Genomic DNA, 23,618 nt, shown 5'->3' with positions numbered 1-23,618 from the left:
GCCCGGCGATGCCTCGGGGTATGGCCTGCCCGACCCCCGGGACGCCCCCTGGTGGTCGTGTCCGGGAGGCCGGCGGACGGTTCGCTGGAGCCATGACGCACACCGCCGCACGGACCGCCGTCGCCCCGCACCCACAGGAGCCGCCGCACAGCACCCCGGCCCCCGCCGTCCCGGGGGGCCGGGCATGCTGAGCCTGCGCTCCCTGCGGACGCGGTGGCCCTCGTTCCTCGGCTGCTTCGTCGCCGTCGCGCTCGGGGTCGCGGTGATGACGGCGATGGGCCTCGGGCTGGCCGCCGCGACCGACGCGCCCCCGCGGCCGCCGACACGCTTCGCGGACTCGCCGGTCGTGGTGATGGGCCGTGACACGGTCACGATGGAGGTGCGACGAGGTCCGGGCACGGCCCGGGTGTCGAAGCCGCTCGCGCATCCACACCCCGTGGACAGCGAGCTGCTGGCCGAACTGCGGGCCTTGGGGCGGGTGCGGACCGACGGCGCGGCCCGCGACGCGGTCGGTGTCGACGCGCCCGCCCCGGCCGTACGGCGTCTCGTCGGCGACCGGGCCCGTGTCCTGACCGGTGACGACCGGCATCTCGTCGACCCGTCCGCCGCCCGGGACGCCGAGGCGCTGGTGGGGGTGGACGCGCTGCTGGGCACGGCGGCCGGCGTGACGGCCTTCGTCGCGGTCTTCGTGACGGCGTCGACGTTCGCGTTCGTGGTGGCCCTGCGGCGAAGGGAGTTCGGGCTGCTGCGGCTCGCCGGGGCGCTGCCCGGGCAGGTCCGGCGGACGGTCCTCGGGGAAGCGCTCGCGCTGGGGCTGGTGGCCTCCGCCCTCGGCTGCGTGCTGGGCGACGCAGCGGCGCCCACGCTGGTACGGGAGTTGGTCGACGGCGAGGTGGCGCCGCCCTGGTTCGCCCTGCGGGCAGGGACGCACTGGCCGTACGCAGTCGCCTTCTCCACCGGGGTGTCGGTGGCGCTCGCGGGTGCCTGGGCGGCGGCTCGGCGCGCCGGGCGGACCGGTCCGCTGGAGGCGTTGCGAGAGGCCTCGGTCGACACGGGGGTGATGCCCGGGTCCCGGCGGGTGGCCGGGGCGGTCCTGCTGGTGGCCGGACTCGGCCTGACGGCCTGGACGCTGTACGCGGACCCGGCGGCCCTGCTGAAGCGCAAGACCTACGCGACCCAGCCGATGGTCCTCGTCACGGCGGTCGCCGTGCTGGCACCGGCGCTGGTCGGCCCGCTCGTCCGGCTGCTTCCGCTGCGGCGGCTGCCCCGCGCGTACGGCGTCCTGGTCCGCGCGAACGCCGCCGGGTCCGTCCGGCGCACCGCCGCCGTGGCCGCCCCGGCCCTGGTGACGGTCGCGCTGGCCGGATCGCTGCTCGGTTCGGCGGCGACGGTGACCGGCGCGCGGGCCGCGGAGGCACGGGAGCGAACGGCGGCTCAACTCGTCGTCACCGGCGAGCGGTTGGGACACGTGCGGGCGCCCGGCGCGACGGTGTCCGGGACCGCGTCGACAGCCGTCTTCGTCCGGGAGGACGGGACCGCGCTCGTACGGTCGGACGCGCGGGCGGTGGACGACGTGGCGGCGTTCGCGGCGGTGACCCGGCTGCCGGTCATCGCGGGGGACGTGCGCGATCTCGACGACCGGTCGATCGTCGTCGACGAGGAGTGGCGGCGCCGCGAGGTCGGCTCCCGGGTCGACGTCCGGCTCGGCGACGGGCGGCCCGCGCGACTGCGGATCGCGGCCGTGCTGGCGCGGGGCACGGGCGACAGCGGCGCGTATGTGACGGTGGCCAACGCGCCGGGGGCCCACCTCGACCGGCTCGACGTACGGATGCGGCGCGGGGCCGACCCGGCGGCGGTCACGAGCGCGCTGCGCGCCTCCGGCGGCACGGTGCGGACGGCCTCGCAATGGCTGGCCGCGACCGGACCGCGCTCCGGGCCGCAGACCCGGCTCGGGTTCCTGGTGGTCCTGGGCATCGCGCTCGTCTACGCCGCCATCGCGCTCGCGGGCACCTGCCTGATGGCGACGTCCGCACGGGGCGCGGAACTGCGGTCCCTGCGCATGGCGGGCGCCACCAGGGGCCAGGTGCTGGGCGTGGTCGCGGGCGAGGCGGCGCTGGCGGTCGGCGTCGGAGCGGCCCTCGGGGCCACGGTCGCCGCGGCGAACCTCGCCGGACTCGCGGGAGCGCTCGGCCGGTTGTCGGCACCCGTGACGGTGACGGTGCCGTGGGTCCCGGTGACCGGATGCGTCGGGGTGTGCATCGCGATCGGGGTGGGGGCCTCGGTGGCGGGGGCCTGGCGACGGGCGTGAGGGAGCGCCGATGCACGGGCGTGCCCGGCGACGGGCCCCGCCACCGAGCACGCCGGTTCGAGCGCCGGGGCCCTTCTCCATCTCCATCGATACTTTCCGTCGCGCACATCCCGCCGCGCACATCCCGCCGTGCACATCTCGCCGAATCCCATGGGCGGACATCCCTCTCACCACTGTCAACTTCGGGTTGACACTTGCGCACTGTCAACCTAGCGTTGACGCATGACGACGAACCCGCCCGGCAAGGCATCCGTACGGCTCGACGACCTCATCGACGCCATCAAGAACGTGCACAGCGACGCGCTCGACCAGCTTCAGGACGCGGTGATCGCGGCCGACCACCTGGGAGACGTGGCCGACCACCTGATCGGGCACTTCGTGGACCAGGCGCGGCGTTCGGGCGCGTCCTGGACGGACATCGGCAAGAGCATGGGAGTCACCCGGCAGGCCGCGCAGAAGCGGTTCGTGCCCAAGGCTGAGGTGGACCTGGACCCCAGCCAGGGCTTCGGGCGCTACACCGAGCGGGCCCGCAAGGTGGTCATGGTCGCGCACGAGGCGTCCAAGGCGGCGGGGAACACCGAGGGGCTTCCCGAGCACCTCGTCCTCGGTCTGCTCAGCGAGCCCGACGCCCTCGCCGCGCGGGCGATCACCGCGCAGGGCGTCTCCCTCGACAGCGTCCGCGAGGCCGCCACCGCCGCCCTGCCGCCCGCCGCCGACGACGTCCCCGAACTGGTCCCCTACGGTCCGGCCGCCAAGAAGGTCCTGGAACTCACCTTCCGCGAGGCCCTGCGCCTCGGTCACAACTACGTCGGCACCGAGCACATCCTGCTCGCCCTGCTGGAGTTCGAGAACGGCACGGGCGTCCTCAGCGGCGCGGGCGTCGACAAGGCGACGGCCGAGGCCCACATCACCGCCATGCTCGACGAGATCGTTCGGCAGAAGCAGGCCGCGGAGGGAACCGCGTAGGGACACGGCCAAGCCGCCGGTCGCGTCGCCGGACCGCGTTGTCAGACCCCCCTGCGAGACTCGGAAGCATGACCGAGCGATGGGCTCTCGCGCCGGCCGAGGACGGCGGCGCGGAGATCGCCGCCCTCGGCCCGGACGGGCTGCCCACCGGGCCGGTCCGCCGGGAGCCCGACCTCACCGAGGCCGTGCGGACCCGGCCGGACGTGACCCGGTGGGTGTGGCGGTCGACGGCCGACGTGTATCCGCGTCTGCTCGCCACGGGGGTGCGAGTAGAGCGGTGTTACGACATGGAGGCCGCCGAGACCCTGCTGCTCGGACACGAGGGGCGGCTCGGCGAGCCCCGGTCGGCGGCCGCCGCGCTGGCACGACTGCGCGGCGGCCCCGTGCCGCCGGACCCGCCACAGCGTTCCGCCGAGCCCGGTTCGCAGTCCTCCCTCTTCGAGCCGCGCCCGGTCCACCTGCCGCTCGCGGACCTCCTCGCCGTCTACGCCGACCAGCAGCGCCGCCACGACACCACCGCCCACCCCGAGCGGATGCGGCTGCTGACCGCCGCCGAGTCCGCGGGGATGCTGGTCGCCGCCGAGATGAACCAGTCGGGCCTCCCCTGGAGCGCGGACGTCCACCGTGGCGTCCTGAGCGAACTGCTCGGCGAGCGCTACACCGGAGGCGGTGAGCCGCGCCGCCTCGCCGAGCTGACCGACGAGGTCTCCGCCGCCTTCGGCAGACGCGTCAGACCCGACCTCCCCGCCGATGTCGTCAAGGCGTTCGCGCAGGCCGGGATCAAGGTCAAGTCCACCCGGCGCTGGGAGATCGAGTCCCTCGACCACCCGGCCGTGAAGCCGCTCCTGGAGTACAAGAAGCTGTACCGGATCTGGGTCGCCCACGGCTGGTCCTGGCTCCAGGACTGGGTCCGCGACGGCCGCTTCCGCCCCGAGTACCTGCCGGGCGGGACCGTCACCGGGCGCTGGGTGACCAACGGCGGCGGCGCCCTCCAGATCCCCAAGGTGATCCGCCGGGCGGTCGTGGCCGACCCCGGCTGGCGTCTGGTCGTCGCCGACGCCGACCAGATGGAGCCGCGCGTCCTCGCCGCCATCTCGCGCGACCCCGGTCTGATGGAGGTCGCCGGCCGCGAGAGCGACCTCTACCAGTCGGTGTCGGACCGGGCCTTCTCCGGCGACCGCGCCCAGGCCAAACTCGCCGTGCTCGGCGCGGTGTACGGACAGACGTCAGGCGACGGGCTCAAGAACCTCGCGCTCCTGCGCCGCCGTTTCCCCCGGGCCGTGGCCTACGTGGACGACGCGGCCCGCGCGGGCGAGGAGGGCCGTCTCGTCCGGACCTGGCTCGGGCGGACCTGCCCCCCGGCCGCCGGCACACGGGACGACGGCGGCGACGAGGCGGGCATCCCGCAGGACGATCCCGCCGAGACCCCCTCCGGCCAGGGCTGGGTGCCGGGGTACGCGTCCTCCGACTCCCGCGCCCGCGGCCGGTTCGCGCGCAACTTCGTCGTGCAGGGCAGCGCCGCCGACTGGGCCCTGCTGATGCTGGCGGGGCTGCGCCGCACCTGCGAGGACCTCGCCGCCGAGCTGGTGTTCTTCCAGCACGACGAGGTGATCGTGCACTGTCCCGCCGAGGAGGCCGACGCCGTGGTGGCCGCCATCCGCGAGGCGGCCGAACTCGCCGGCCGCCTCACCTTCGGGGAGACCCCGGTCCGGTTCCCGTTCACGACAGCGGTCGTCAGCTGCTACGCGGACGCCAAGTAGCCGCTCCCCACGGCCCGCCGACGCAGCCCCACACCGACCACGCGCTACACCGGCGGTCGTCGCTCCAGCCGTCACCGGTCCGAGCGGCGGCAGTCCCGTGAGCAGCGAACCGGCGGTCGTCCGTCCAGCCACCGGCAGTCCCGGGGCCCGCAATCCGCCCGCCGGCAGGAACCGACGGTCATTGGTCCCACCGTTGGCCGTCCCGGCGTCACCGGCCCGTCCGCCCGGCCGGCCGTCTCGCGATCGGCGAACCGGTCGCCGTCCGTCCAGCCACCGGCAGTCCCGGGGCCCGCAATCCGGCTGCCGGCAGGAACCGACGGTCGCTGGTGCCACCGGTGGCCGTCCCGGCGTCACCGGCCCGTCCGCCCGGCCGGCCGGCCGTCTCGCGATCGGCGAACCGGTCGCCGTCCGTCCAGCCACCGGCAGTCCCGGGGCCCGCAATCCGGCTGCCGGCAGGAACCGACGGTCGCTGGTGCCACCGGTGGCCGTCCCGGCGTCACCGGCCCGTCCGCCCGGCCGGCCGGCCGTCTCGCGATCGGCGAACCGGTCGCCGGCGGTCGGGCCACCCGCCGAACCGGTGTCGGTGATCGGGCCACCCGCCGGCCGGCATCACGTCGCCAGCAGTCTTCTCAGTTCGCCCACGACCGGGCTGTCCGTGTCCTCCAGGGCTTCCAGGGCCGACGCCCACTCCCGGTACGCGGCCTGTGTGTCGCCCTGTTCGCGAAGCAGCAGCCCGCGCTGGTGCCTGGCGAGACCGCCGGTGTACCGGTCGGCGCGGCGGTCGGCGCGGCAGCACAGCAGGTCGCACTCGCGCGCCGCCCGTTCCCTGTGGCCCACGCCGCGCAGGGCGCGCACCAGGCCGAGCCGGGTCTGCGACTCCCCGTGCCAGTCGCCGTGACTGCCCAGCACGCGCAGGCTCTCCTCGAAGTGCGGTACGGCGGCGGCCGGTTCGCCGAGCGTGAGGTGCGCGTAGCCGATGTTGCAGTGCGCGGAGTGCCGGATGATCACGTCCTGCAGGGCCTCGCCGATCGCGAGGCTGCGCTTGTGGTGGTCGATGGCGGCCCGCGGATCACTGTGCTCGTACAGGTTGCCGAGGTGGCTGTAGGTGATCGCCTCCATGTGCGGGTCGCCGAGCTCCCGGGAGAACTGCAGGCTCTGCAGCAGGGCCTCACCGGACTCGTCGTAGCGGCCGAGACCTTCGAGGAGCATGCCCCGGTTGTTCAGGCCACGCCGTACCCAGGACAGCACGCCGAGGCGGCGCCAGATCGCCAGCGCCTCGTCGTTCAGGGCGAGGGCCTCGGCCCCCCGACCCGTCATGAAGTGCAGCCCTCCGAGGTCGCCGAGCGCGTACGCCTCGGCCGCCTCGTCGCCGAGCAGCCGCGCCCCTTCGAGCGCCGCCCGCTGGAGGCGTTCCAACTCGGCGACGTGTCCGCTGCGTTGGACGTACGGGTTGAGTGTGCGAGCCAGCAGGGGGACGTACGGGGAGGTGCGTGCGTACCGCTCCGCCAGGGCGACCGCGTTCGCCAGCTCGGAGTCGCCCCAGGCGAAGGCCTCGCGGGCCGAGCGGAAGGCGGGTGTGGCCGCGAGGTCCGCCGAGTGCCCGGCGGGCTGCGAAGCGGTCGGCCTGCTGCGGTCCTCGCGGTCGAGGCCGGGTTCGAGGATCGCCTCCAGGGACCGGGCGGCGACCGAGGCGTACCAGCGCAGGGCCCGCTCGGCGACGACCGCGTCATGCCCGCCGGGGTCCTCGCCGCGCCGCACGCCCGATTGATCCGGTTCGCGCTCGCCGGACACGGCGCCGGGGGCACCTCCGGACCGGGCGGTGCCGGGCCGGGCGGTGCCGGGCCAGGCGGTGCCGGCGTGCGGGACCGGGCCCGCCGTGGCGAGGACGCACTCCGCGGCGCCCGCGATCTCGCGCGCGAAGTCCCGTACGAGGTCGTGGGGCGCGTAGCGGCCGTACGCCGTCTCCTCAAGGAGGGCGACGTCGACGAGGCGGTCGAGGGCGGCCTCGGCGCGGCGCTCGCCGGTGCCGGTGAGGCGGGCGAGCAGGGCGGCTCCGTAGACGGGCAGGTCGAGCGCGCCGATCCGGCACAGGGCGAGCGCCGCGTCCCGGTCCGCCTCGCGGTCGGAGGCGCGCAGCGCGTCGTGCGCGACGGCCAGGGAGCGGCGCACGCTCAGGTCGTCGTACTCCAGGTGATGCAACCGGCCCTCGGTCGCGGCCAGTTGACCGGCCAGCGCGTCGGGGGTGAGGGCGCTGCGCGCGGCGAGTCGGGCCGCGACGACGCGGAGGGCGAGGGGCAGCCGGCCGGTGAGTTCGACGAGGGGGTGCGCGCCGTCGAGTCCGTCCTGGCGGCCCGAGACAGCGCGGAGCAGGGCCGCGCTGTCCTCGTCCGTGAGGGGGGCGAGCGGGAAGCGGTGGGCGCCGTCCAGCGCGGTGAGCGGCGAGCGGCTCGTCACGATCACCGCGCAGTCCGGGCCCGCCGGCAGCAGCGGGCGCACCTGGGCGGCGTGGGACGCGTCGTCGAGGACCAGGAGGGTGCGGGTCGGCGCGAGCGCCGAACGGAGCAACGCGGCCGCCGCGTCGGAGTTCTCGGGGACGCGGCGAGGTTCCACCCCGAGGTCGCGCAGGAGTGCGGCGAGGGCCTGAGCGGCGGTGATCGGGGTCATGCCGGGGGTGGCGCCGTGCAGGTTCACGTACAACTGACCGTCGGGGAAACGTTCCCTCAGCTCGTGCGCCACATGCAGCGCGAGGGCGCTCTTGCCGACGCCGGCCATGCCGCTGATCACCGTGACGGGGGTGGAGGCGGGGGCGGCGCAGTGCGGATGCCACCCGTTGCGGGACCGGGGCGGGAGCTCCGGGAACGCGGCCGGCCGCTGCGGGCGCAGGATCCGGACCAGCTGGTCGCGGAGGTCCACGCGGCCCATGAAGTGGGCCGGGGGCGGCGGCAGTTGGGCGGGGCAGGACGGCGGGGCGGGCTCCTCCCCGCCCCGGTCCGCGGGTCCCGTTCCGGCGCCGGTACGGTCCGCTTCCGGAACCCGCCCACCGGTGGGGGCGGTGCTCGCGTCCCGGTCCGTCGCGCGAAGGATCTCCAGGTGGGCCTCGCGCACCGCGGGCCCGGGCTCGATGCCGAGCTCCTCGATCAGGCGGGCCCGCAGGTCGCGGTGGACGGCGAGGGCCTCGGCCTGGCGTCCGGTGCGGTGCAGGACGAGCATCAGCAGCCGGTGGAAGGACTCGCGGAGCGGATGTTCGGCGATCCGGGCGGCCAGCTCGGGGGCGAGACCGTCGAGCCGGGGGACGCTCGGCGCGAGGCGCAGCTCCGCCTCGTACCCCCATTCCAGGACCAGCAGCCGCGCCTCCTCCAGGCGCTGGACGAGGGCGTGTCCGCCGGGCTCGGGCGGCAGGCCGCTCAGCGGGGTGCCGCGCCAGAGCGCGAGTGCGGCGGCGGATTCCCGCAGCGCCCGCTCCGCGTCCTGTCCGGCGTGCGCGTCGCGTGCCCCGGTGGCGTGCCGCTCGAAGAGCCGGACGTCCAGCTCGCCCTCGGCGACCCGCAGGACGTAACCCGGCGGTACGGCACGCAGTCGGTCCGGATCGTCGAGGAGGCGGCGCAGCCGGGTCACGTGGTTGTGCAGCGAGGCCCGAGCGGAGGCAGGGGGCGCGCCACCCCACAGCGCGTCCTTGAGGGCGTCGACGGAGACGACCCGGCCCGGTTCGAGGAGGAGTGCGGCCAGCAGGGCACGGGTCTTGCCGCTGCCGATCGGGACGACCTCACCGTCGGCGCCGTAGAGCACCGGCGGCCCCAGCAGCCCGAACCGCAGCCCGTTCCGCATCACACCGCCCCACTGCCTTGCCGCCCGGCCACGGTGGCCACGCTCCACGACGCGTTCGCGTCCCACGACGACGACGCCCGCCGACCGCCTGACCGTTCCCTCCCGGGAACGTTGGCCTCATGTTAGCGATCCGTTGGTGTGGCCTGATGTGATCACTTCATCGGATCCGGCCCGACGGTGCGCGCGTACTACGCGTAACTCGGGGGAGTGTCGCCGCCGCGGCTGGATCCGGGACGTGGCAGGCCCCGGTCGTCGAGGTGAGCGACCGGGGCCTCCGTCTGTCGTGTGCCGGACTTCCGGCGCCGCCCGTGGGGCGGGCGCGGGACGCCCGGGACGGGCCCTCCCGGCGAGTGCGCCTGCAACCACTCGCGCGTCGTGGCCCGATCCGGACGGCTGTCCCTAGATGACGGGCGGCCGCCCGAGGCGGGTGAGACGCCAGACCGTGCGCCAGCGCATCGGGCGCCGTTCACCGCCGGACTGGCGCAGCCCCTCGGCGAATCCGCCGAACCAGGCCTTCAGGCCGCCGGCCGACCGGGTCCGCAGGAGCGTGAGCACGATCCAGATGCCCAGGTGGACCGGGATCAGCGGCAGGGGCAGCCGGCGGCGGGTGAGCCAGACGCGGTTGCGGGCGGTGACCCGGTAGTAGATGGCGTGGCGGGCCGGCGAGGTCTTGGGGTGCTGGAGGAGCAGCGAGGGCTCGTAGAGGACGGTCCAGCCGGCGTCGATGGCCCGCCAGGCGAGGTCGGTCTCCTCGTGCGCGAAGAAGAACTCGGCGGGCCAGTCCCCCGTCTCTGCGAGCATCGGCATGGACAGCGCGTGGCCGCCCCCGAGGAAGCCGGTGACCGGTCCGCCGCGCATCGGGTCCTTCGCCCCGACCCTCGGCACGTGGCGGCGCTGCGTCTCGCCCAGCTCGTCGGCGATGCGGAAACCGACGATGCCGAGGCGTGGCCGGGCCGCGTACAGGTCGCGCACCGTGCGCAGGACGTCGCCGTCGACGAGGAGGCCGTCGTCGTCGAGTTCGACGACCACGTCCACGTCCCCGAACTCACGCAGCCGGGCGAGCCCCACGTTCCGGCCACCGGGGCAGCCGAGGTTCTCGTCGAGTTCGATCGCGGTCACCTCGCCCGGCAGGCCGAGGCGTTCGGCGAACTCGGGCAGCGGGCAGCCGTTGCCGACGATCACGATCCGGGTGGGTGCGAGGTCCTGCTTGGCCACGGAGGTCAACAGGGCGTCGACCTCGGCGGGACGGTTGCCCATGGTCACCACGGCAACGGCGATCCGCGGCCCCTCCTCCGCCTGTGACACGACACCCACCCCATCCCGGCCGACAACTGTGCCGCGATGCTAGCCGTTCACCGGAAAGCCTCCTCACGTACGTCCCCAGGTCCGCGGCGCGTACGTCCGGGTCTGGGCCCTTACGTCCGCCGCCGGGCCCCGTTGTCTCCGGGATCTTCTCGCACGACTCTCATGTGACGGACCGTCAGGCCGGGTCAGTGCGCCACCGGCGGGGCCACACATCCCGTCTCCGGGTACGGGCCCGTGACCTCCGTCCACACCTGGTCGGCGTCCAGCATGCCGGAGACGCAGGCCGTCGCGCCGATCCGGATTCCGTAGAGCGTGCCCGGCACCTTCTCCGAGTGGTCCACGTTCCAGCGCGACCACGGCTCCTGTACGCGCAGGTCGGCAGGCGGGAACCCGAGGGCGGCGAGCGCGGGGCGTACGGCGTCCGGGCCGATGCGGCCCTCGGCGTGGAGCTTCTCCAGTACGGGCCGGACCTTAGCGGCCTGCTTCCGCGCCGACTCCCTGTCCTCCGCGGTCATCTCGCCGGGCCGGCGTCCGACGTTGTTCTCCTCGTTGTGCGGCGCGCTGTCGCCGCGGTCCGGCTCGGCGTGCGGGCTCGACGGCGCGGCGGCCGAAGAGGACACCGGAGAGGGCCGGTCGGGAGCTCCGCCGGGCGCCGCGGCCGGGCGGTGGGTGCCGCAGCCGGTCAGGCAGAGGACCGCGGACAGGGCCGTCGCGGCGGTCAGGGCGGGGACGGCCGGGAAGCGCTTGCGCGAGGACATGCCGTCCAGGGTGGCAGAGAGGCCCCCGGGACACCTGAGTACGCGCACTCAGCGCAAACCGGCCACGGACGCAAAGGAGTTGGTGGGGACAGGCCGAAGAGCGGCCGGTGCCACGCTGCTCGCTCTCCCCCCACAGGTCGCACGCCCAGTCCCGGGCGTGAACCCCACATGAAGGAAACGAAGTTGAGACGCAGCAGACTGAGGAAGGCGCGTGTCCCGGTCGCCTCGGCCGTCGCGATAGCGGTGGCCTGCGGGATCGGCACGACGCAGGCCTACGCGAACGCGGCCCCTCCGGGCGCGGCCGACGGCTGGTCCGCCACCCCCAAGTCCGTGCCGGCGGACGGGAAGGCCCCGGCGAAGAGCCGGCCGGACGCGGTCCCCGAGAAGCAGCGCGCCGAGCTGCTCGGCAAGAACTACAGCGCGTCGGCCGACCGGGCGTTCACCACGTCCGGCGACGGCACCGGCTTCCACGTGATGATCGCCGACGAGAAGAGCGGCTACGCCTGGAAGACCGCCGCCTCGCTGTCCGAGCCGGGTTTCGAGACGGACACCTGGATCGGCAACGCCTGTCCGACCGGCTCCGGCCGGTACGCGGCCGTCGCCTACGCGCCGCGCACCTTCACCAACAAGCCCGACCTGCTGAGCCGCGGCGCGTTCACCGCGATCGTGGACCTGAGGTCGGGAGCCGTCCGCAAGCTCCCCTTCCAGGCCACCCTCGGCTACTTCTCGCCCGGCTGCGGCACCACCGAGAACGCCGTGTTCTCGCAGTTCACCGACGAGGCCACCTCCCGGACGAACGAGACGCGGCTCGTCTCGGTCGCCGCTGCGACCGGCAGGTCCGTGGTCACGAAGGTGCCCGGCCAGGTCACCTCGGCGGTCCCGGTGGACGGCGCGATCGTCGGCGCCCGCGGGAACCGGGTCGTCCGTGTTCAGGGCGGCACGGTGAAGACCGTGGCCGTCACGCACGCCGTGCCCTTCCAGCTGCAGCCCGACGCCGACGGCGGTGTCACGTTCATCGACCGGCTGCCCGGCGGCGCCAAGAAGTCCTCCACCGACGACCGGGCCGCCGTCTCCCGCGTCGCCGCGAGCGCGTTGCGCACCCCCGACGGCAAGGGCCGGGCGGCCCAGCTCGGAGAGGGCTCGCTCACCGCGTTCGACCTGGCGCGCACCCCCGCCGGCGCGGTGTACGTGACCGGCTCGGCGAAGACGAGCGGATCGCTCCCCTCCGCCGTCCACAACCCGGGCGGCATCGCGAAGGACGCCCGGATCTCCAGCCGCGGCGGTGCCGCGGTGACCACCGCGTGGGCGGACGGCAAGGACTCCCGGATCTCCCAGAAGGACTCCTTCTCGGCGCGCACCGCCCGCATCACGCTGAAAGCCCTCGACACCGGGAAGAGCACCGTCCTCGACGCCGCGCCGGGCAACCGGATCGGTGACGCGGCCGCCCAGCGCGCCGCGACCGCGATGAGCCCGGCGCTGGCCGCGCCCGCAGGATCCGCGTCGGGGAAGTCCCCGTCCGGGACATCCACGTCCGGGAAGTCCACGTCCGGGAAGTCCGCCAAGGCGAGCCCGATGGCCGCCCCGGTCGACACCGACCGCACGTGCTCGGTGCCGCGCAACGACCCGAAGAAGCAGGCGTTCCAGCCGACCCCGCGGCAGATCGAGTGGGCCGTGGACCAGGCCGTCGTCGGCACCCTCAACAAGGGCGCGACCCGCGCGGCGAACTGGAAGAACACGGGCATGGGCGCCTACGCGCCGCAGACCCTGTTCCCGCTCCAGGCGCTGAGCGGCGGCAGCGGCGCCGGCTGGCACGTTCCCGCACAGGTGATGCTCGGCGTCACCGCGCAGGAGTCGAACATGTGGCAGGCCACCCGGTACGCCGTCCCCGGCGTCACCGCGAACCCGCTGGTCGGCAACTTCTACGGCGTCTCCTACTCCTCCGACGGCACCCAGACCGACCCGTGGGCCATCGACTGGAGCAAGTCCGACTGCGGTTACGGCGTCACCCAGGTCACCGACGGCATGCGGCTTCCGGGCAAGGGCCAGCCGACGAAGACGACCGCGCAGCAGGAGGCCATCGCCCTCGACTACGCGGCGAACATCGCGTCCGGCGTGAACATCCTGGTCGAGAAGTGGAACCAGACCCGCGCCGACGGGATCACCATCAACGACGGCAGCCCGCAGTGGATCGAGAACTGGTTCGCCGCCCTGTGGTCGTACAACACGGGCTACCACCTGAAGGCGGACGCGGGCAGCAACGCCGGCAAGTGGGGCCTCGGCTGGACCAACAACCCGGCCAACCCGCTGTGGAAGGAGAACCGCACGCCGTTCCTGGAGAACGCCGCCGGCGGTGACGACTACAGCCACGCCGCGCACCCGCAGGACTGGCCGTACGAGGAGAAGGTCATCGGCTGGGCGGCGCGCCCGATCTCGGCGATGTTCGCCCCCGGCGACTTCCAGCCCGGCTACCGCGCCGCCTGGTGGACGACGACCGCCGCGCGCACCGCGGCCAAGCCGCCCATCTCGCTGTTCTGCGACAGCAGCAACAACTGTGACCCGTCGAAGATCAGCGACAGCGCCACCAACAACACCGGCGGCGGCCCCTGCCTGCTGCCCGGTGACCCGAGCACCTCGGACCCGCTCTACCTGAAGTGCTGGTTCACCAAGGCCTCCACCTGGAAGAACTGCACCTCGGCCGCCCTGTGCGGCAACGCGCTGCACCGGTTCGACGACACCTATCCCGAGCAGCCGGACGCCAACTCGTACCCGCCCGACTGCTCGTCCGGTCTGCCGTCCGGCACCTACGTCGTCGACGACGTCGACAACGGTGTCGTACCGGCCGGATCCAGTGGCAGATCGTGCGGGGCCGTCTCCTCGGCGGGCACCTTCGGCTTCGGCTTCGGCACCGCCTCCGGCCGGATCGACCTGCACCAGATCGGCGCCGCCTACGGCAACCACTTCTGGTTCTCGCACACCAACAAGAGCGGGACGGCCGACGCGACCAAGCTCCAGACCACCGGCACCTGGACGCTGAACAAGGCGGACCGCGGCTGGATGCGCGTGTGGATCCACCTGCCGGACCACGGCGCGCACACCCGCCAGGCGCTGTACAAGGTCGGCGGGTCCAACTCGACCAGCCCCAACCGGACGCTGCTCCAGCGGGTGATGAAGAACCAGTGGGTCTCCCTCGGGGTCTTCAACTTCACCGGCACACCCACGCTCTCCCTGTCGAACGTCACCCAGGACGGCAAGGGCACCGAGGACGTCGCCTGGGACTCCGTCGGCTTCCAGCCGATGAGCGCCAAGCCCGCCAACCAGGTCGTCTCGATGGGCGACTCGTACTCCTCGGGCGAGGGCGCCTCGGCGAACGGCGGCGACGACTACTACCCCGAGTCCGACTACTACGACTCGGCGCAGCCCGACACCGAGGACAAGTGCCACCGCTCCAAGTTCTCCTGGTCGCGGCAGGCCACGCTGCCCGGCTACACGAAGTCGATCGGCGCGATGGCCGACGACCGCGACGCGGCCATGGACTACCACTTCATCGCCTGCTCCGGCGCCCGTCACTTCAACATCCTCAACCAGGGTCAGAGCAGTGAACTGCCGCAGATCCAGCAGGGGTACCTCGACCAGAACACCACGCTGGTCACGCTGAACATCGGCGGCAACGACGCCCGCTTCGCCGACATCGTCCAGGAGTGCATCACGGCCCTGACCGTGTGCAACAACAACTCCATCGACGCCGTCGACCCGGACACCGGCGCGAAGACCGGCCAGTCCACCGGTTCCCTGGAGGAATGGGCGCCCAAGTGGCTCCGCGAACAGATCAGACCCCGCCTGGCGAGCACGCTCAACGCACTGCACCAGAAGGCGCCGAACGCCAAGATCGTGCTGATGGGCTACCCGAAACTCCTGGAGAATGAAGGGAGTTGCGTCATCGGTATCGGTACGGAGGAGGCGCCGTGGCTGAACGGCATGGCCGACACGCTCGCCGCCGAGATGCAGGGCGCGGTCAACGACGCCAACACCCTCTACAACGCGAAGGCGGTCTTCTCCGACCCGCGCGACGAGTTCGCCGGCAAGGCCATCTGCGGTGACCCGGAGGACGTGAACGGCATCGTCCTGTCCGGTCACTCGAAGGCCGACAACCGGGACTGGGACTGGCTGCCGGGCAACGTGGCACCGTCCATGAAGTCGTTCCACCCGAAGATCGCGGGCGCCCGGCTGTACGCAGACAGCCTGCAGCACTCGCTGTGAGCCGCTCGACGCGGTTCTGCACGGCATGAGTTGAGATGAGGGCGGGGGTCCGGGTGCACGCACCCGGGCCCCCGTCCCCTTGCCATGGAAGGCTGCCACCATGACGAACCGCACCGCCGCCGGCCGGGCCACCCGCTGGGCGAAGGGCACCGCCGTCGCCGCGGTGTCCGCCGTCGTCTGCTACGGGATCTGGACGTCCTGCCGCTCCTGGGCGCAGGGCGTGCGCGACGCGAGCGAGGACGCCTTCCTCGCCGGGTCCCTCGAATCGCTGCTCGCCGGGATCGCCGGCGCCCTGTCCATGCCGCTGCTGCTGTGGGCGGGCATGCGCCTGCTCGGCGAACGCGGCAACCACCTCCTGCTGCTCGCGGGCACGGTGGCGTGGTTCCTGATCGGCGGTCACGTCGTCGAGGACGCGGTCGGACACGGGGCCACGGCCGCGTTCCTGGCCCTGTTCGCCGTCCTCGGCGGACTGGCGGCATTGGCTCAGCCGCGCCCGGCGTGAGCGGCCCCGCACGAAGGGCCGGGCGCGGTGGCGCCCGGCGCGGTGTTCCTATGCGCCTAGCCGACCGCCTATGCGTGTGACCACCCGATTCATGGCCGCCGCGGGACCGGCACGGTCAACTGGTGTTCAACGCCAGTCGACTGCACCGCCCCCGACCTGATCGGCGGGCGGGACCATGGAGGCGGTCCCCATGACAACACCCTTGGCCGACTACGCGATGTTCGTCGGCAAGCGCATCGCGATCGTCGAGCACATGCAGAACCACCCGTTCGTCCTCGGCCTGCACCAGGCCCGCGAGCACGGTCTGGAGGTGTGGCTGCTGACCGGCGACCGGTCCTGGTACACCCACGGGCACGACTGGGACGCGCACCCGCTCGCCGCCGCGGTCGACCGGGTCGTCGACGTCGACACCACCGACCTCGAAGCGGTGCTGTCCGTGGTGACCGGCGAGGACGGCACACCCCTCGTGGACGGCCTCACGTCGTTCTCCGACTACCACACGGTGCTCGCCGCGCAGGCGGCCCGCCGCCTCGGCCTGCCCGGCCCCGACCCGGCGGCCGTGGAGCGGGCCAACACCAAGGACCGGCTGCGGGTGGCGCTCGGCGACGTGCCCTACAACATCCCGCACATGCTGGTCAGCGGCCCCGGACAGCTGGACGAGGCGGCCCGCCGGCTGGGCTTCCCCATGATCGCCAAGCCGCCTGCCGAGGCGATCAGTTACGGGGTGCGCCGCGTCGACGACATGGCCCAGCTCGTCGAGGCCTGGCAGGAGCTGTCCGGCATCCGGCGGAGCCTGCGCGGCCAGCCGCGCTCCGGGGACGTGCTGCTGGAGACGTACGTCGAGGGCGTCGAGGTCAGCGTCGAGACCATGACCGTGAACGGGCACACGCACGTCTTCGGCGTCACCTCGAAGGACCTCTTCGGCGACCCGGCCTACATCGAGTGCGGCCACACCTTCCCCGTGCCGCTTCCCCACGAGGAACGCGACCAGCTCTACGCGGCGGTCATCGGCACCCTGGAGGCCATCGGCTACGACCACGGCCCCTGCCACACCGAGGTGCGGCGCACCGAGTCCGGCTGGCGCGTCATCGAGGCCAACCCGCGCACCCCGTCGAGCTGCATGACGATGCTCGTCACCGACGTCACCGGGCGCAGCCCCATCCTGGACGCCTGGCTCCTCACGATCGGCGAGGTCCCGGCGATCGAACCGGTCCGGCACTCCGGCGGCGCGGCCGTCCGCATGATCTACCCGCAGCGGCGCGGCATCCTTCAGCGGGTCGACGGCGTGGAGGCCGCCGCCTCGGTGCCCGGCGTACAGGTGCTGCTGCACGTGGAGAAGGGCGACCACCTGCTCCAGCGGATGGACAACTCCGCCTGCGTCGGCTTCACCTACTGCAGCGGACCCGACCGCCTGGAGGCGCAGGCCCTCGCCGACAAGGCCGCCGCCCACCTCGACTTCGTCGTCGAGGACGGGACGAGGGAGCTGTGACCGGCACCGGTCCGTATGCGGCCGGCCGCGGCGACGTGCGGCCGGTGGCGGACGCCGCCGGCCTGCCGGGCGCCGGCTGGGACGGACTGCTCGGCGCCGAGGACTTCTTCCAGACCTCGCGCTGGCTCGCGGTGCAGGAGCGCAACTCCGGCACCACGATGGACTTCCTGATGCGGCACCGGGACGGCGCCCCCGTCGCCGGACTCGTCGCCGCGTGGGCCGACGACGCGGTGCCGTGGCTGCTGGCCCGTCCGGACGCGATGCTCTCCCGGGCGCTGGAGGACGGCGGGACGCCCGAGGCGGAGGCCGTCCTGCGGGAGGTCGCCGGGGGCGATCCCGCCGCCCTGCTGCCGTCCCTGGTGTGCGGCGGCCGGCACCTGGGCCGCACCCGCGCCCTCGCGGGCCCGCACGCGGAGCCGGGCGACGTCGAGGCCCTGGTGGAGCGGGCCGAGCAGCTCGCGCGGGAGCGGGGCGCGGCGAGCGTCTGCTTCCCCCATGTCGACGTCCGGGACGCCGCGTTGGTGGATCTGCTGCACGCGCGCGGCTACCGCTCGCACCTGTCGGCGCACTACGCCTGGCTGCCCATCCCGCCCGGCGGCTGGGACGAGTTCCTCGCCCGGATGAGCAAGCACCGGCGCCGCCGGGTGCGTCTGGAGCGCCGGGCGCTCGCCGAGGCGAAGGTCGAGGTGCACCTCGAACCGCTCACCAAGGCGCTGGCGCCGCGCCTCGGCGAGCTCGACTGCAACCTGCTGCGCAAGTACGGCAATCCGGCGAGCCCCGAGCACTCGGCGGGGCTCCTCAGCTGGATCTCCGAGGTGATGGGCGACGACGCGATGGTCTCGGTGGCGCGCCAGAACGGCAGCATCATCGGCTTCGGCATGGTGCTGCGGTCCCGGGCACGCGGCGAGGAGCAGTGGTTCGGCCACCGCGCCGGATTCGACTACGAGGCCCAGGGCAAGCTGCCGCTCTACTACGACGTCCTGTACTACCGCGTCCTCGAAGCCGCCGCCCGCGAGGGCGTGTCCGTCCTGCACGCGGGGATCGGCAGCATCGAGGCGAAACTCGCCCGCGGCTGCCTGGCGAGCGAGGAGCACGCGTTCCTGCTCCGGCTGCCCCGCACTGGATCCGGCGCCACGGCCTCCGTGCCCCGCCCGGTGACGGCCCGGACCACGGCCGGAGCCGGACACCCCGCCGGGGGGACGGACGCTCCCCCGCGCACCTCCGACCGGGAGACGACCACACGATGAGCACCGGAACGGAACGACTCACACGCGCGGGTGCCGGCTGGAACGCCGCCGTCGGAGCGACGGTCAACCCCTCGACCGCGCGCGGCGGCACGCTGCGGCTGGTGTCCTCGGCCGACGTGGACTCCCTCGACCCGGCCCGCACCTACTACGTCTGGGTCTGGCTGCTCCAGCGGATGCTCAACCGCACCCTCATGGCGTATCCCACCGACGCGGGCCCCGCGGGGCTCGTGCCCGTCCCGGACCTCGCCGAGGGCCCCGGGCAGGTCGGCGACGGCGGCCGCACCTGGACCTACCGGCTGCGCCCCGGCCTGCGCTACGACGACGGCTCGCCGATCACCTCCGACGACGTGCGCAACGCCGTGCAGCGGGTGTTCGCACAGGACGTGCTGCCCGGCGGACCGACGTACCTCATCCCCCTCCTGGACGATCCGGCACGGCCCTACCCGGGCCCGTACCGCAGCGACGAACCGCTGGAGTCGGTGCTCACGCCCGATGACTGCACGATCGTCTTCCGGCTGCGGCGGCCGTTCTCCGACTTCGACCACCTCATGGCGCAGCCGGCCGCCGCCCCCGTACCGCGCCGCGCCGACCTCGGTGCCGAGTACGGGGAGAACCCGCGCTCCAGCGGCCCGTACCGCATCGCCGCGCACCGGCCGGGACGTTTCCTGCACCTGGAGCGCAACCCCTACTGGGACCGGGCGGGCGACCCGGTCCGCCCGGCGCTGCCCGACCGGGTCGAGCTGACCATCGGGGTGGACGTCGACGAGCTCGACCGGCGCCTGATCGCGGGCGAGTTCGACATCAACCTCGAAGGCAGGGGCCTGCAGCACGCGGCGCAGAGCCGCGTCACGGCGGACGGTGTACTGCGCTCCCGCACCGACAACCCGCGCACCAGCTTCCTGCACTTCGTCTCGATCCAGCCGCACGTCCCGCCGTTCGACAACGTGCACGCGCGGCGGGCCGTGCACTACGCCGCCGACAAGATCCTGCTCCAACAGGCCCGCGGCGGACCGGTCATGGGCGGCGACCTGACCACGGCGCTCTTCCCGCCCCGGCTCCCCGCCCACCAGGCCCTCGACCCCTACCCGACCGGAGTCGACCTGCGCGGCGACCTCGACGCGGCCCGCGCCGAACTCGCGGCGGCGGGACTGCCGGACGGCTTCGAGGCGGTGATCGGCACCCAGCGCGGCAAGTTCCGCCTCGTCGCCGACGCCGTGGTGGAGTCGGTGGCCCGCGTCGGCATCCGCCTGACCGTGAAGGAGCTGGACGTCGCCAGCTACTTCAGCCTGGGCGCCGGGCACCCGGACACGATCCGCGAGCACGCACTCGGGCTCGTCGTCACCGACTGGGGCGCCGACTTCCCCACCGAGTACGGCTTCCTCGCACCCCTCGTCGACGGCCGCCAGATCCGCCGCAACGGCGGCAACTGGAACATCTCCGAACTCGACGACCCGCGCGTCAACGACCTCGTCGACCGGAGTCTGCACACCACCGACCCCGCCGAACGCGCGAGCCACTGGCGGGAGATCGAGCGCCTGGTGATGGACCACGCCGTGATCCTCCCCCTGGTCCACGACAAGACCCTGCACTTCCGCAACCCCTGGGTCACGAACGTCTACGTCCATCCCGCCTTCGGGCTGTACGACGTCCAGGCGATGGGCGTCGCCCCCGACCGCGCCGAGAGCACCGACCGGGAGAACACACCGTGAACGACAGCACCCGGGGCCTGCGCCTCAGTCCGCTGGCCGCCGACGACGAGACCACCGTCCGCCAGTGGCTGACGCTGCTCGACGACGCGGCCGGTGACGTGCCGGGAGCCGCGCCGCCCTGCGCCGCCGACATGACGGGCTCGCTGCGCTTCCCGCCGCCCGCGACCAAACTGGAGGACTGGGTCGTCCGTCACGAGGGCCGGGGCGACCGCGTCGTCGGCGCGCTGCGGCTCGCGCTGCCCGACGGCGCGGACGTCGCCCGGGTCGACCAGCTCCTCGTCCATCCGGAGCTGCGGCGCCAAGGCATCGGGCGGGCGCTGTACGGCCGGGCGGCCGAACTCGCCGCCGGACACGGCCGTTCCGTGCTCTCCGGGACCGTCGTGGAGGCCCTGCCCGGCGGTCCCGTGCGGGACACCGCTCCGGCGGCCTTCGCCGCCGCGGCCGGCGCGCGGCGGGCGGCGGCGCCGGCCGGCGTGCACCAGTGGCTCGACCTCGCCCTCCACGACCCGCTCGCCTCCGGGCTCCCCGCCGTCCCGGCGGGCTACTCGCTGGTGACCTGGGGGACGATCACGCCCGACGCGTACGCGGTACGGGTCTCGGTGCTCGAACAGTCCCTGGGCGACGAGTCGTTCGACGAGGACCAGGAGGTCGGGACCAGCTACGCGCGGGAGTTCGAGACCATGCGGGTGGGGCGCGGCCGGAAGGCGTACCACACCGGTGTGCTGCACGAGGCGAGCGGAAGGCTGGCCGGCTACACCAGCGTCTCCAAGACCACCGGCAATCCCGGCTACGCGCTCCAGGGCATGACCGTCGTCCACCGTGCGCACCGCGGCCACCGGCTGGGCACGCTGCTGAAGCTCGCGAACCTGGAGTACGTGCTGCGGCACGAACCCGCCGTCCGGCTGATCGAGACGGCGAACGCCGAGGACAACACCGCGATGATCGCGGTCAACGCCGCCCTCGGCTTCACCCCGACGGACCGCTGGACGACCTGGACGGGTCTGGTCGGGGCATCCGGATCCCACTGACCCGAGGCTCTGTGAAGGAAGGCGTGAAGGCCGTGCCCGCTCGCCGGACGAGCGGGCACGGCCTTCGCGTCGTCGGCGCCGCGCGTCACCGGTCCAGCGGCGGGCCACGGACCGACACCGCGGGAGCGGCACGGGCCTCGCCGCTCGCGTCCGCCCCCCTTGGTGCCGGAGTCAGCGCCGCACGATGGGGGGCTGGTCGCGTGCGGGCGTTCGCGCCTGCGCGGGAACCGTTCCGCCGCCCTCCACCGGGGGCGGGCCCGCGGCGTCCCCGGCCGGTGCGCCCTTGCGCCTGAAGGGGTTCCAGCCGGTTCCCACCAGGACGCCCGCGACGACCGCCGCGCCGCCGATCGCGGACCAGGCCGTCGGCTGCTCGCCGAGGGCCAGCCAGGCGCCGAGGACGGCGACCACGGGCACCAGCATGGAGAACGGCGCCACCTTCCCCGCCTCGTACCGCTTCAGCAGGGTCGTCCAGATGCCGGAGCCGACCACCGAACCGGCCAGCGCCGTGTAGACGAGCGCGACCAGGCCGGGCCAGCCGTCGGCGGAGAACGAGGCGCCGAAGTCGCGCCAGCCGGTACCGGGGCCCTCCATGGCCGCCGAGAGGGCCAGCAGCGGAACGGGCGGAACGACCGACATCCACAGGGCGAACCGCAGCGGGTGATCGGGCCGCGCCTGCCGGCTGGCGATGTTGCCGAACGCCCAGCCGAGCGCCGCGAGCAGGGTCAGCAACAGCGGGAGCAGAGCGGCGCTGCGGGCCCGCTCCACGGCGATGACGGACATGCCGACGACCGCGACCGCGACGCCGGCCAACTGCCGCCGGGAGATCCGCTCACCCAGCAGCAGCGCGCCGAGGAGCATGGTGAAGGGCGCCGACGCCTGCACCACGACCGAGGCCTGCCCGGAGGGCATGCCCTGGTCGATGGCGAGGAAGAGCAGCCCGAACTGCATGGCGCCGAAGCCGAGTCCGTAGATCACCAGCCAGCGCGGCGGGACCTTCGGGCGGGGCACGAAGAGGATCACCGGCACGGCGAGGACGACGAAACGCAGCGCGGAGAGGAAGAACGGCGGGTAGTGGTCGAGCCCGACCCGCACCGCGAGGAAGTTCAGTCCCCACAGCACGGCGACGAGCACGGCGAGGAGTCGGTCCCGGACGCTCACCGGGCGGTTTTCGCCTTCAGGAGCCCGGAGTTGACGACGCGCGAGCCGAGTCCGCGCAGGAAGAGACCGTCGCCGATGGGCTTCTGCTCATCCGCGGACTGGCGCAGCACCAGCACGTGCGCGGTGCCCTCCCCGTCCTCCAGGAGCCAGCAGAACATCATCACGCCCGGGCAGGAGCCGGCCTTGAAGTAGGCCCTGCTCCATCGCGCCGGGTCGACCGCGATGCCGGGGTAGGCGGTCAGGATGTGCTCGACGGTCCCGGTGGTGTCCCGCGCGCTGTCGCCGCGCAGCCCGTCGAGGACGTGCAGGACGTCGTACGCCGTCATGTGCCAGTCGAGGCCGAGCCGGTGCACGGTCTCGCCGAGGTCGGAGCCGCGCACCGTCATCGGACGGGCGATCGTCCGCAGCAGGTCGCGCCGGCCCGCCTCGTCCCGCTCCGCCCACGCGGTACGCGACGCGGCCTCCCCCCAGCCGAGTTCGAAGACCTCGTGACTGGTCAGGAAGGGCCGCAGGAGCGCCGGGTCGTGGTGCCCGGACGCGGCGACGGCCCGCTCGACGGCCTCCCGGCCGATCCGGTCGGCGATCAGGTCGGCACCGGTGTTGTCGCTCATCGCGATCATCTTGTAAGCGGTCTCGCGCACGGAGACACGGGTGCCGTCCGGCAGATCCTGCATGTCACCGGTGGGCAGGCTGCGCAGTTCGGGCCGGACGGTGACCTCGTCGTCCCAGGTCAGTTCCCCGTTCTCGACGGACCGTACGAGGGCCCGCATCACGTAGAGCTTGTACGCCGACCCGGTGGGCATCGGCCGGTCCGCGTCGGACGCGTGCAGGACCTCGATCCCGTCGGGCGTCAGACGCGCCGCGAGGACGGAGTGGTCGACGCCGGGAGTGCGCAGCACGTCCTCCAGCGCGGCCCAGTCGGCGATCTCCGGGATCTGGATCTCGGGCAGGAAGGTGAGGATGCGGATCAGCCCGGAGGAGTCGAGGGTGAGCGACAGGGTGTGCCGCACACCGGTCGGGCCGGCCAGGGTGACCCAGCCCTTGTGCGCGATCGGCTGGTAGTCCAGGACGGTGAACGGCCCCTTCTCGCGCCACTCGCCGAGCGTCGCGGAGAAGCCCTGGCTGCGCCGGGGCGGGAAGGTGGGGACGAAGCGTTCGACCGTGACGCCGTCCGCCGCGAGGTCCGGTGCCGTCAGCAGCCCGACCGCCCAGCGCGCCGCCTCACCCATCGGGGAGTCGTCGGCCGCGAGCGCCGCCTTCGGGGCGGCGGACGGGGAACCAGGGGCTTGGATCATCATCGCTCCAC

The 23,618-nt window shown here is 73.7% G+C and carries 14 protein-coding genes; 9 read left to right on the top strand and 5 right to left on the bottom strand.

Annotation, left to right across the window (positions count from 1 at the left end; translation table 11 throughout):
- The first annotated feature begins 184 nt into the window (after nucleotides 1-184).
- From ACIRQH_RS09385 to ACIRQH_RS09375, 3 genes are all read left to right on the top strand, one after another.
- Complete coding sequence (locus ACIRQH_RS09385) at nucleotides 185-2,308, top strand: FtsX-like permease family protein (RefSeq protein ID WP_404224946.1); 2,124 nt, start codon at nucleotides 185-187, stop codon at nucleotides 2,306-2,308.
- A 222-nt stretch (nucleotides 2,309-2,530) separates the two neighbouring features.
- Nucleotides 2,531-3,274 (top strand): Clp protease N-terminal domain-containing protein, encoded by a 744-nt coding sequence (locus ACIRQH_RS09380; RefSeq protein WP_358815488.1) that lies wholly within the window; start codon nucleotides 2,531-2,533, stop codon nucleotides 3,272-3,274.
- Between the two features lie 68 nt (nucleotides 3,275-3,342).
- Nucleotides 3,343-5,034 (top strand): bifunctional 3'-5' exonuclease/DNA polymerase, encoded by a 1,692-nt coding sequence (locus ACIRQH_RS09375; RefSeq protein WP_388876044.1) that lies wholly within the window; start codon nucleotides 3,343-3,345, stop codon nucleotides 5,032-5,034.
- A 609-nt stretch (nucleotides 5,035-5,643) separates the two neighbouring features.
- Here the strand turns inward: ACIRQH_RS09375 and ACIRQH_RS09370 are convergent.
- From ACIRQH_RS09370 to ACIRQH_RS09360, 3 genes are all read right to left on the bottom strand, one after another.
- The gene (locus ACIRQH_RS09370) at nucleotides 5,644-8,859 is read right to left on the bottom strand and encodes a BTAD domain-containing putative transcriptional regulator (RefSeq protein ID WP_404224943.1); all 3,216 of its coding nucleotides are present in this window, start codon (nucleotides 8,857-8,859) and stop codon (nucleotides 5,644-5,646) included.
- Nucleotides 8,860-9,258: 399 nt separating this feature from the next.
- Entirely contained in the window at nucleotides 9,259-10,173 is a 915-nt protein-coding gene (locus ACIRQH_RS09365) for a glycosyltransferase (protein ID WP_358815485.1), read from the bottom strand.
- Nucleotides 10,174-10,349: 176 nt separating this feature from the next.
- Nucleotides 10,350-10,922 (bottom strand): hypothetical protein, encoded by a 573-nt coding sequence (locus ACIRQH_RS09360; RefSeq protein WP_404224940.1) that lies wholly within the window; start codon nucleotides 10,920-10,922, stop codon nucleotides 10,350-10,352.
- A gap of 183 nt (nucleotides 10,923-11,105) precedes the next feature.
- Between ACIRQH_RS09360 and ACIRQH_RS09355 the strand changes: the two genes are divergently transcribed.
- The 6 genes from ACIRQH_RS09355 (at nucleotide 11,106) to ACIRQH_RS09330 (ending at nucleotide 21,154) form a co-directional block, all read left to right on the top strand.
- Complete coding sequence (locus ACIRQH_RS09355) at nucleotides 11,106-15,179, top strand: SGNH/GDSL hydrolase family protein (protein WP_404224938.1); 4,074 nt, start codon at nucleotides 11,106-11,108, stop codon at nucleotides 15,177-15,179.
- 100 nt (nucleotides 15,180-15,279) lie between these two features.
- Nucleotides 15,280-15,681, top strand: coding sequence for a hypothetical protein (locus ACIRQH_RS09350; RefSeq protein WP_358815482.1), 402 nt, complete (start codon nucleotides 15,280-15,282; stop codon nucleotides 15,679-15,681).
- 190 nt (nucleotides 15,682-15,871) lie between these two features.
- A complete protein-coding gene (locus tag ACIRQH_RS09345) occupies nucleotides 15,872-17,170 on the top strand; it encodes an ATP-grasp domain-containing protein (protein ID WP_404224936.1) in 1,299 nt (432 codons plus the stop codon).
- Nucleotides 17,167-18,417, top strand: a complete 1,251-nt coding sequence (locus tag ACIRQH_RS09340; protein WP_404224934.1) for a GNAT family N-acetyltransferase — start codon at nucleotides 17,167-17,169, stop codon at nucleotides 18,415-18,417. The genes ACIRQH_RS09345 and ACIRQH_RS09340 overlap by 4 nt, the downstream gene beginning before the upstream one ends.
- Nucleotides 18,414-20,126 (top strand): ABC transporter substrate-binding protein, encoded by a 1,713-nt coding sequence (locus tag ACIRQH_RS09335; RefSeq protein WP_404224932.1) that lies wholly within the window; start codon nucleotides 18,414-18,416, stop codon nucleotides 20,124-20,126. Before ACIRQH_RS09340 ends, ACIRQH_RS09335 begins: the two co-directional genes overlap by 4 nt.
- Nucleotides 20,123-21,154 carry a GNAT family N-acetyltransferase gene (locus tag ACIRQH_RS09330; protein WP_388876022.1) on the top strand — a complete coding sequence of 344 codons (1,032 nt, stop codon included), beginning with the start codon at nucleotides 20,123-20,125 and terminating at the stop codon, nucleotides 21,152-21,154. The genes ACIRQH_RS09335 and ACIRQH_RS09330 overlap by 4 nt, the downstream gene beginning before the upstream one ends.
- A 171-nt stretch (nucleotides 21,155-21,325) precedes the next feature.
- Here ACIRQH_RS09330 and ACIRQH_RS09325 read toward each other — a convergent pair whose 3' ends face one another.
- Together ACIRQH_RS09325 and ACIRQH_RS09320 are read right to left on the bottom strand one after the other, a co-directional pair.
- Nucleotides 21,326-22,312: an EamA family transporter gene (locus ACIRQH_RS09325; RefSeq protein WP_388876019.1), complete on the bottom strand. Its 987-nt coding sequence runs from the start codon at nucleotides 22,310-22,312 to the stop codon at nucleotides 21,326-21,328.
- Nucleotides 22,309-23,610, bottom strand: a complete 1,302-nt coding sequence (locus ACIRQH_RS09320) for a serine hydrolase (protein ID WP_358815476.1) — start codon at nucleotides 23,608-23,610, stop codon at nucleotides 22,309-22,311. Before ACIRQH_RS09320 ends, ACIRQH_RS09325 begins: the two co-directional genes overlap by 4 nt.
- Nucleotides 23,611-23,618: the final 8 nt, after the last annotated feature.

Source organism: Streptomyces sp. NPDC102279 (assembly GCF_044766365.1).
Classification (GTDB): Bacteria; Actinomycetota; Actinomycetes; order Streptomycetales; family Streptomycetaceae; genus Streptomyces.
This window is presented reverse-complemented; position numbering and strand designations above follow the sequence as displayed.

Bases quoted from the DNA above. Each gene is read 5' to 3' on its own strand.
- ACIRQH_RS09350 (WP_358815482.1), top strand. From the start codon at position 15,280: ATGACGAACCGCACCGCCGCCGGCCGGGCCACCCGCTGGGCGAAGGGC.
- ACIRQH_RS09320 (WP_358815476.1), bottom strand. From the start codon at position 23,610: ATGATGATCCAAGCCCCTGGTTCCCCGTCCGCCGCCCCGAAGGCGGCG.
- ACIRQH_RS09360 (WP_404224940.1), bottom strand. From the start codon at position 10,922: ATGTCCTCGCGCAAGCGCTTCCCGGCCGTCCCCGCCCTGACCGCCGCG.
- ACIRQH_RS09380 (WP_358815488.1), top strand. From the start codon at position 2,531: ATGACGACGAACCCGCCCGGCAAGGCATCCGTACGGCTCGACGACCTC.
- ACIRQH_RS09345 (WP_404224936.1), top strand. From the start codon at position 15,872: ATGACAACACCCTTGGCCGACTACGCGATGTTCGTCGGCAAGCGCATC.
- ACIRQH_RS09385 (WP_404224946.1), top strand. From the start codon at position 185: ATGCTGAGCCTGCGCTCCCTGCGGACGCGGTGGCCCTCGTTCCTCGGC.
- ACIRQH_RS09335 (WP_404224932.1), top strand. From the start codon at position 18,414: ATGAGCACCGGAACGGAACGACTCACACGCGCGGGTGCCGGCTGGAAC.
- ACIRQH_RS09370 (WP_404224943.1), bottom strand. From the start codon at position 8,859: ATGCGGAACGGGCTGCGGTTCGGGCTGCTGGGGCCGCCGGTGCTCTAC.
- ACIRQH_RS09375 (WP_388876044.1), top strand. From the start codon at position 3,343: ATGACCGAGCGATGGGCTCTCGCGCCGGCCGAGGACGGCGGCGCGGAG.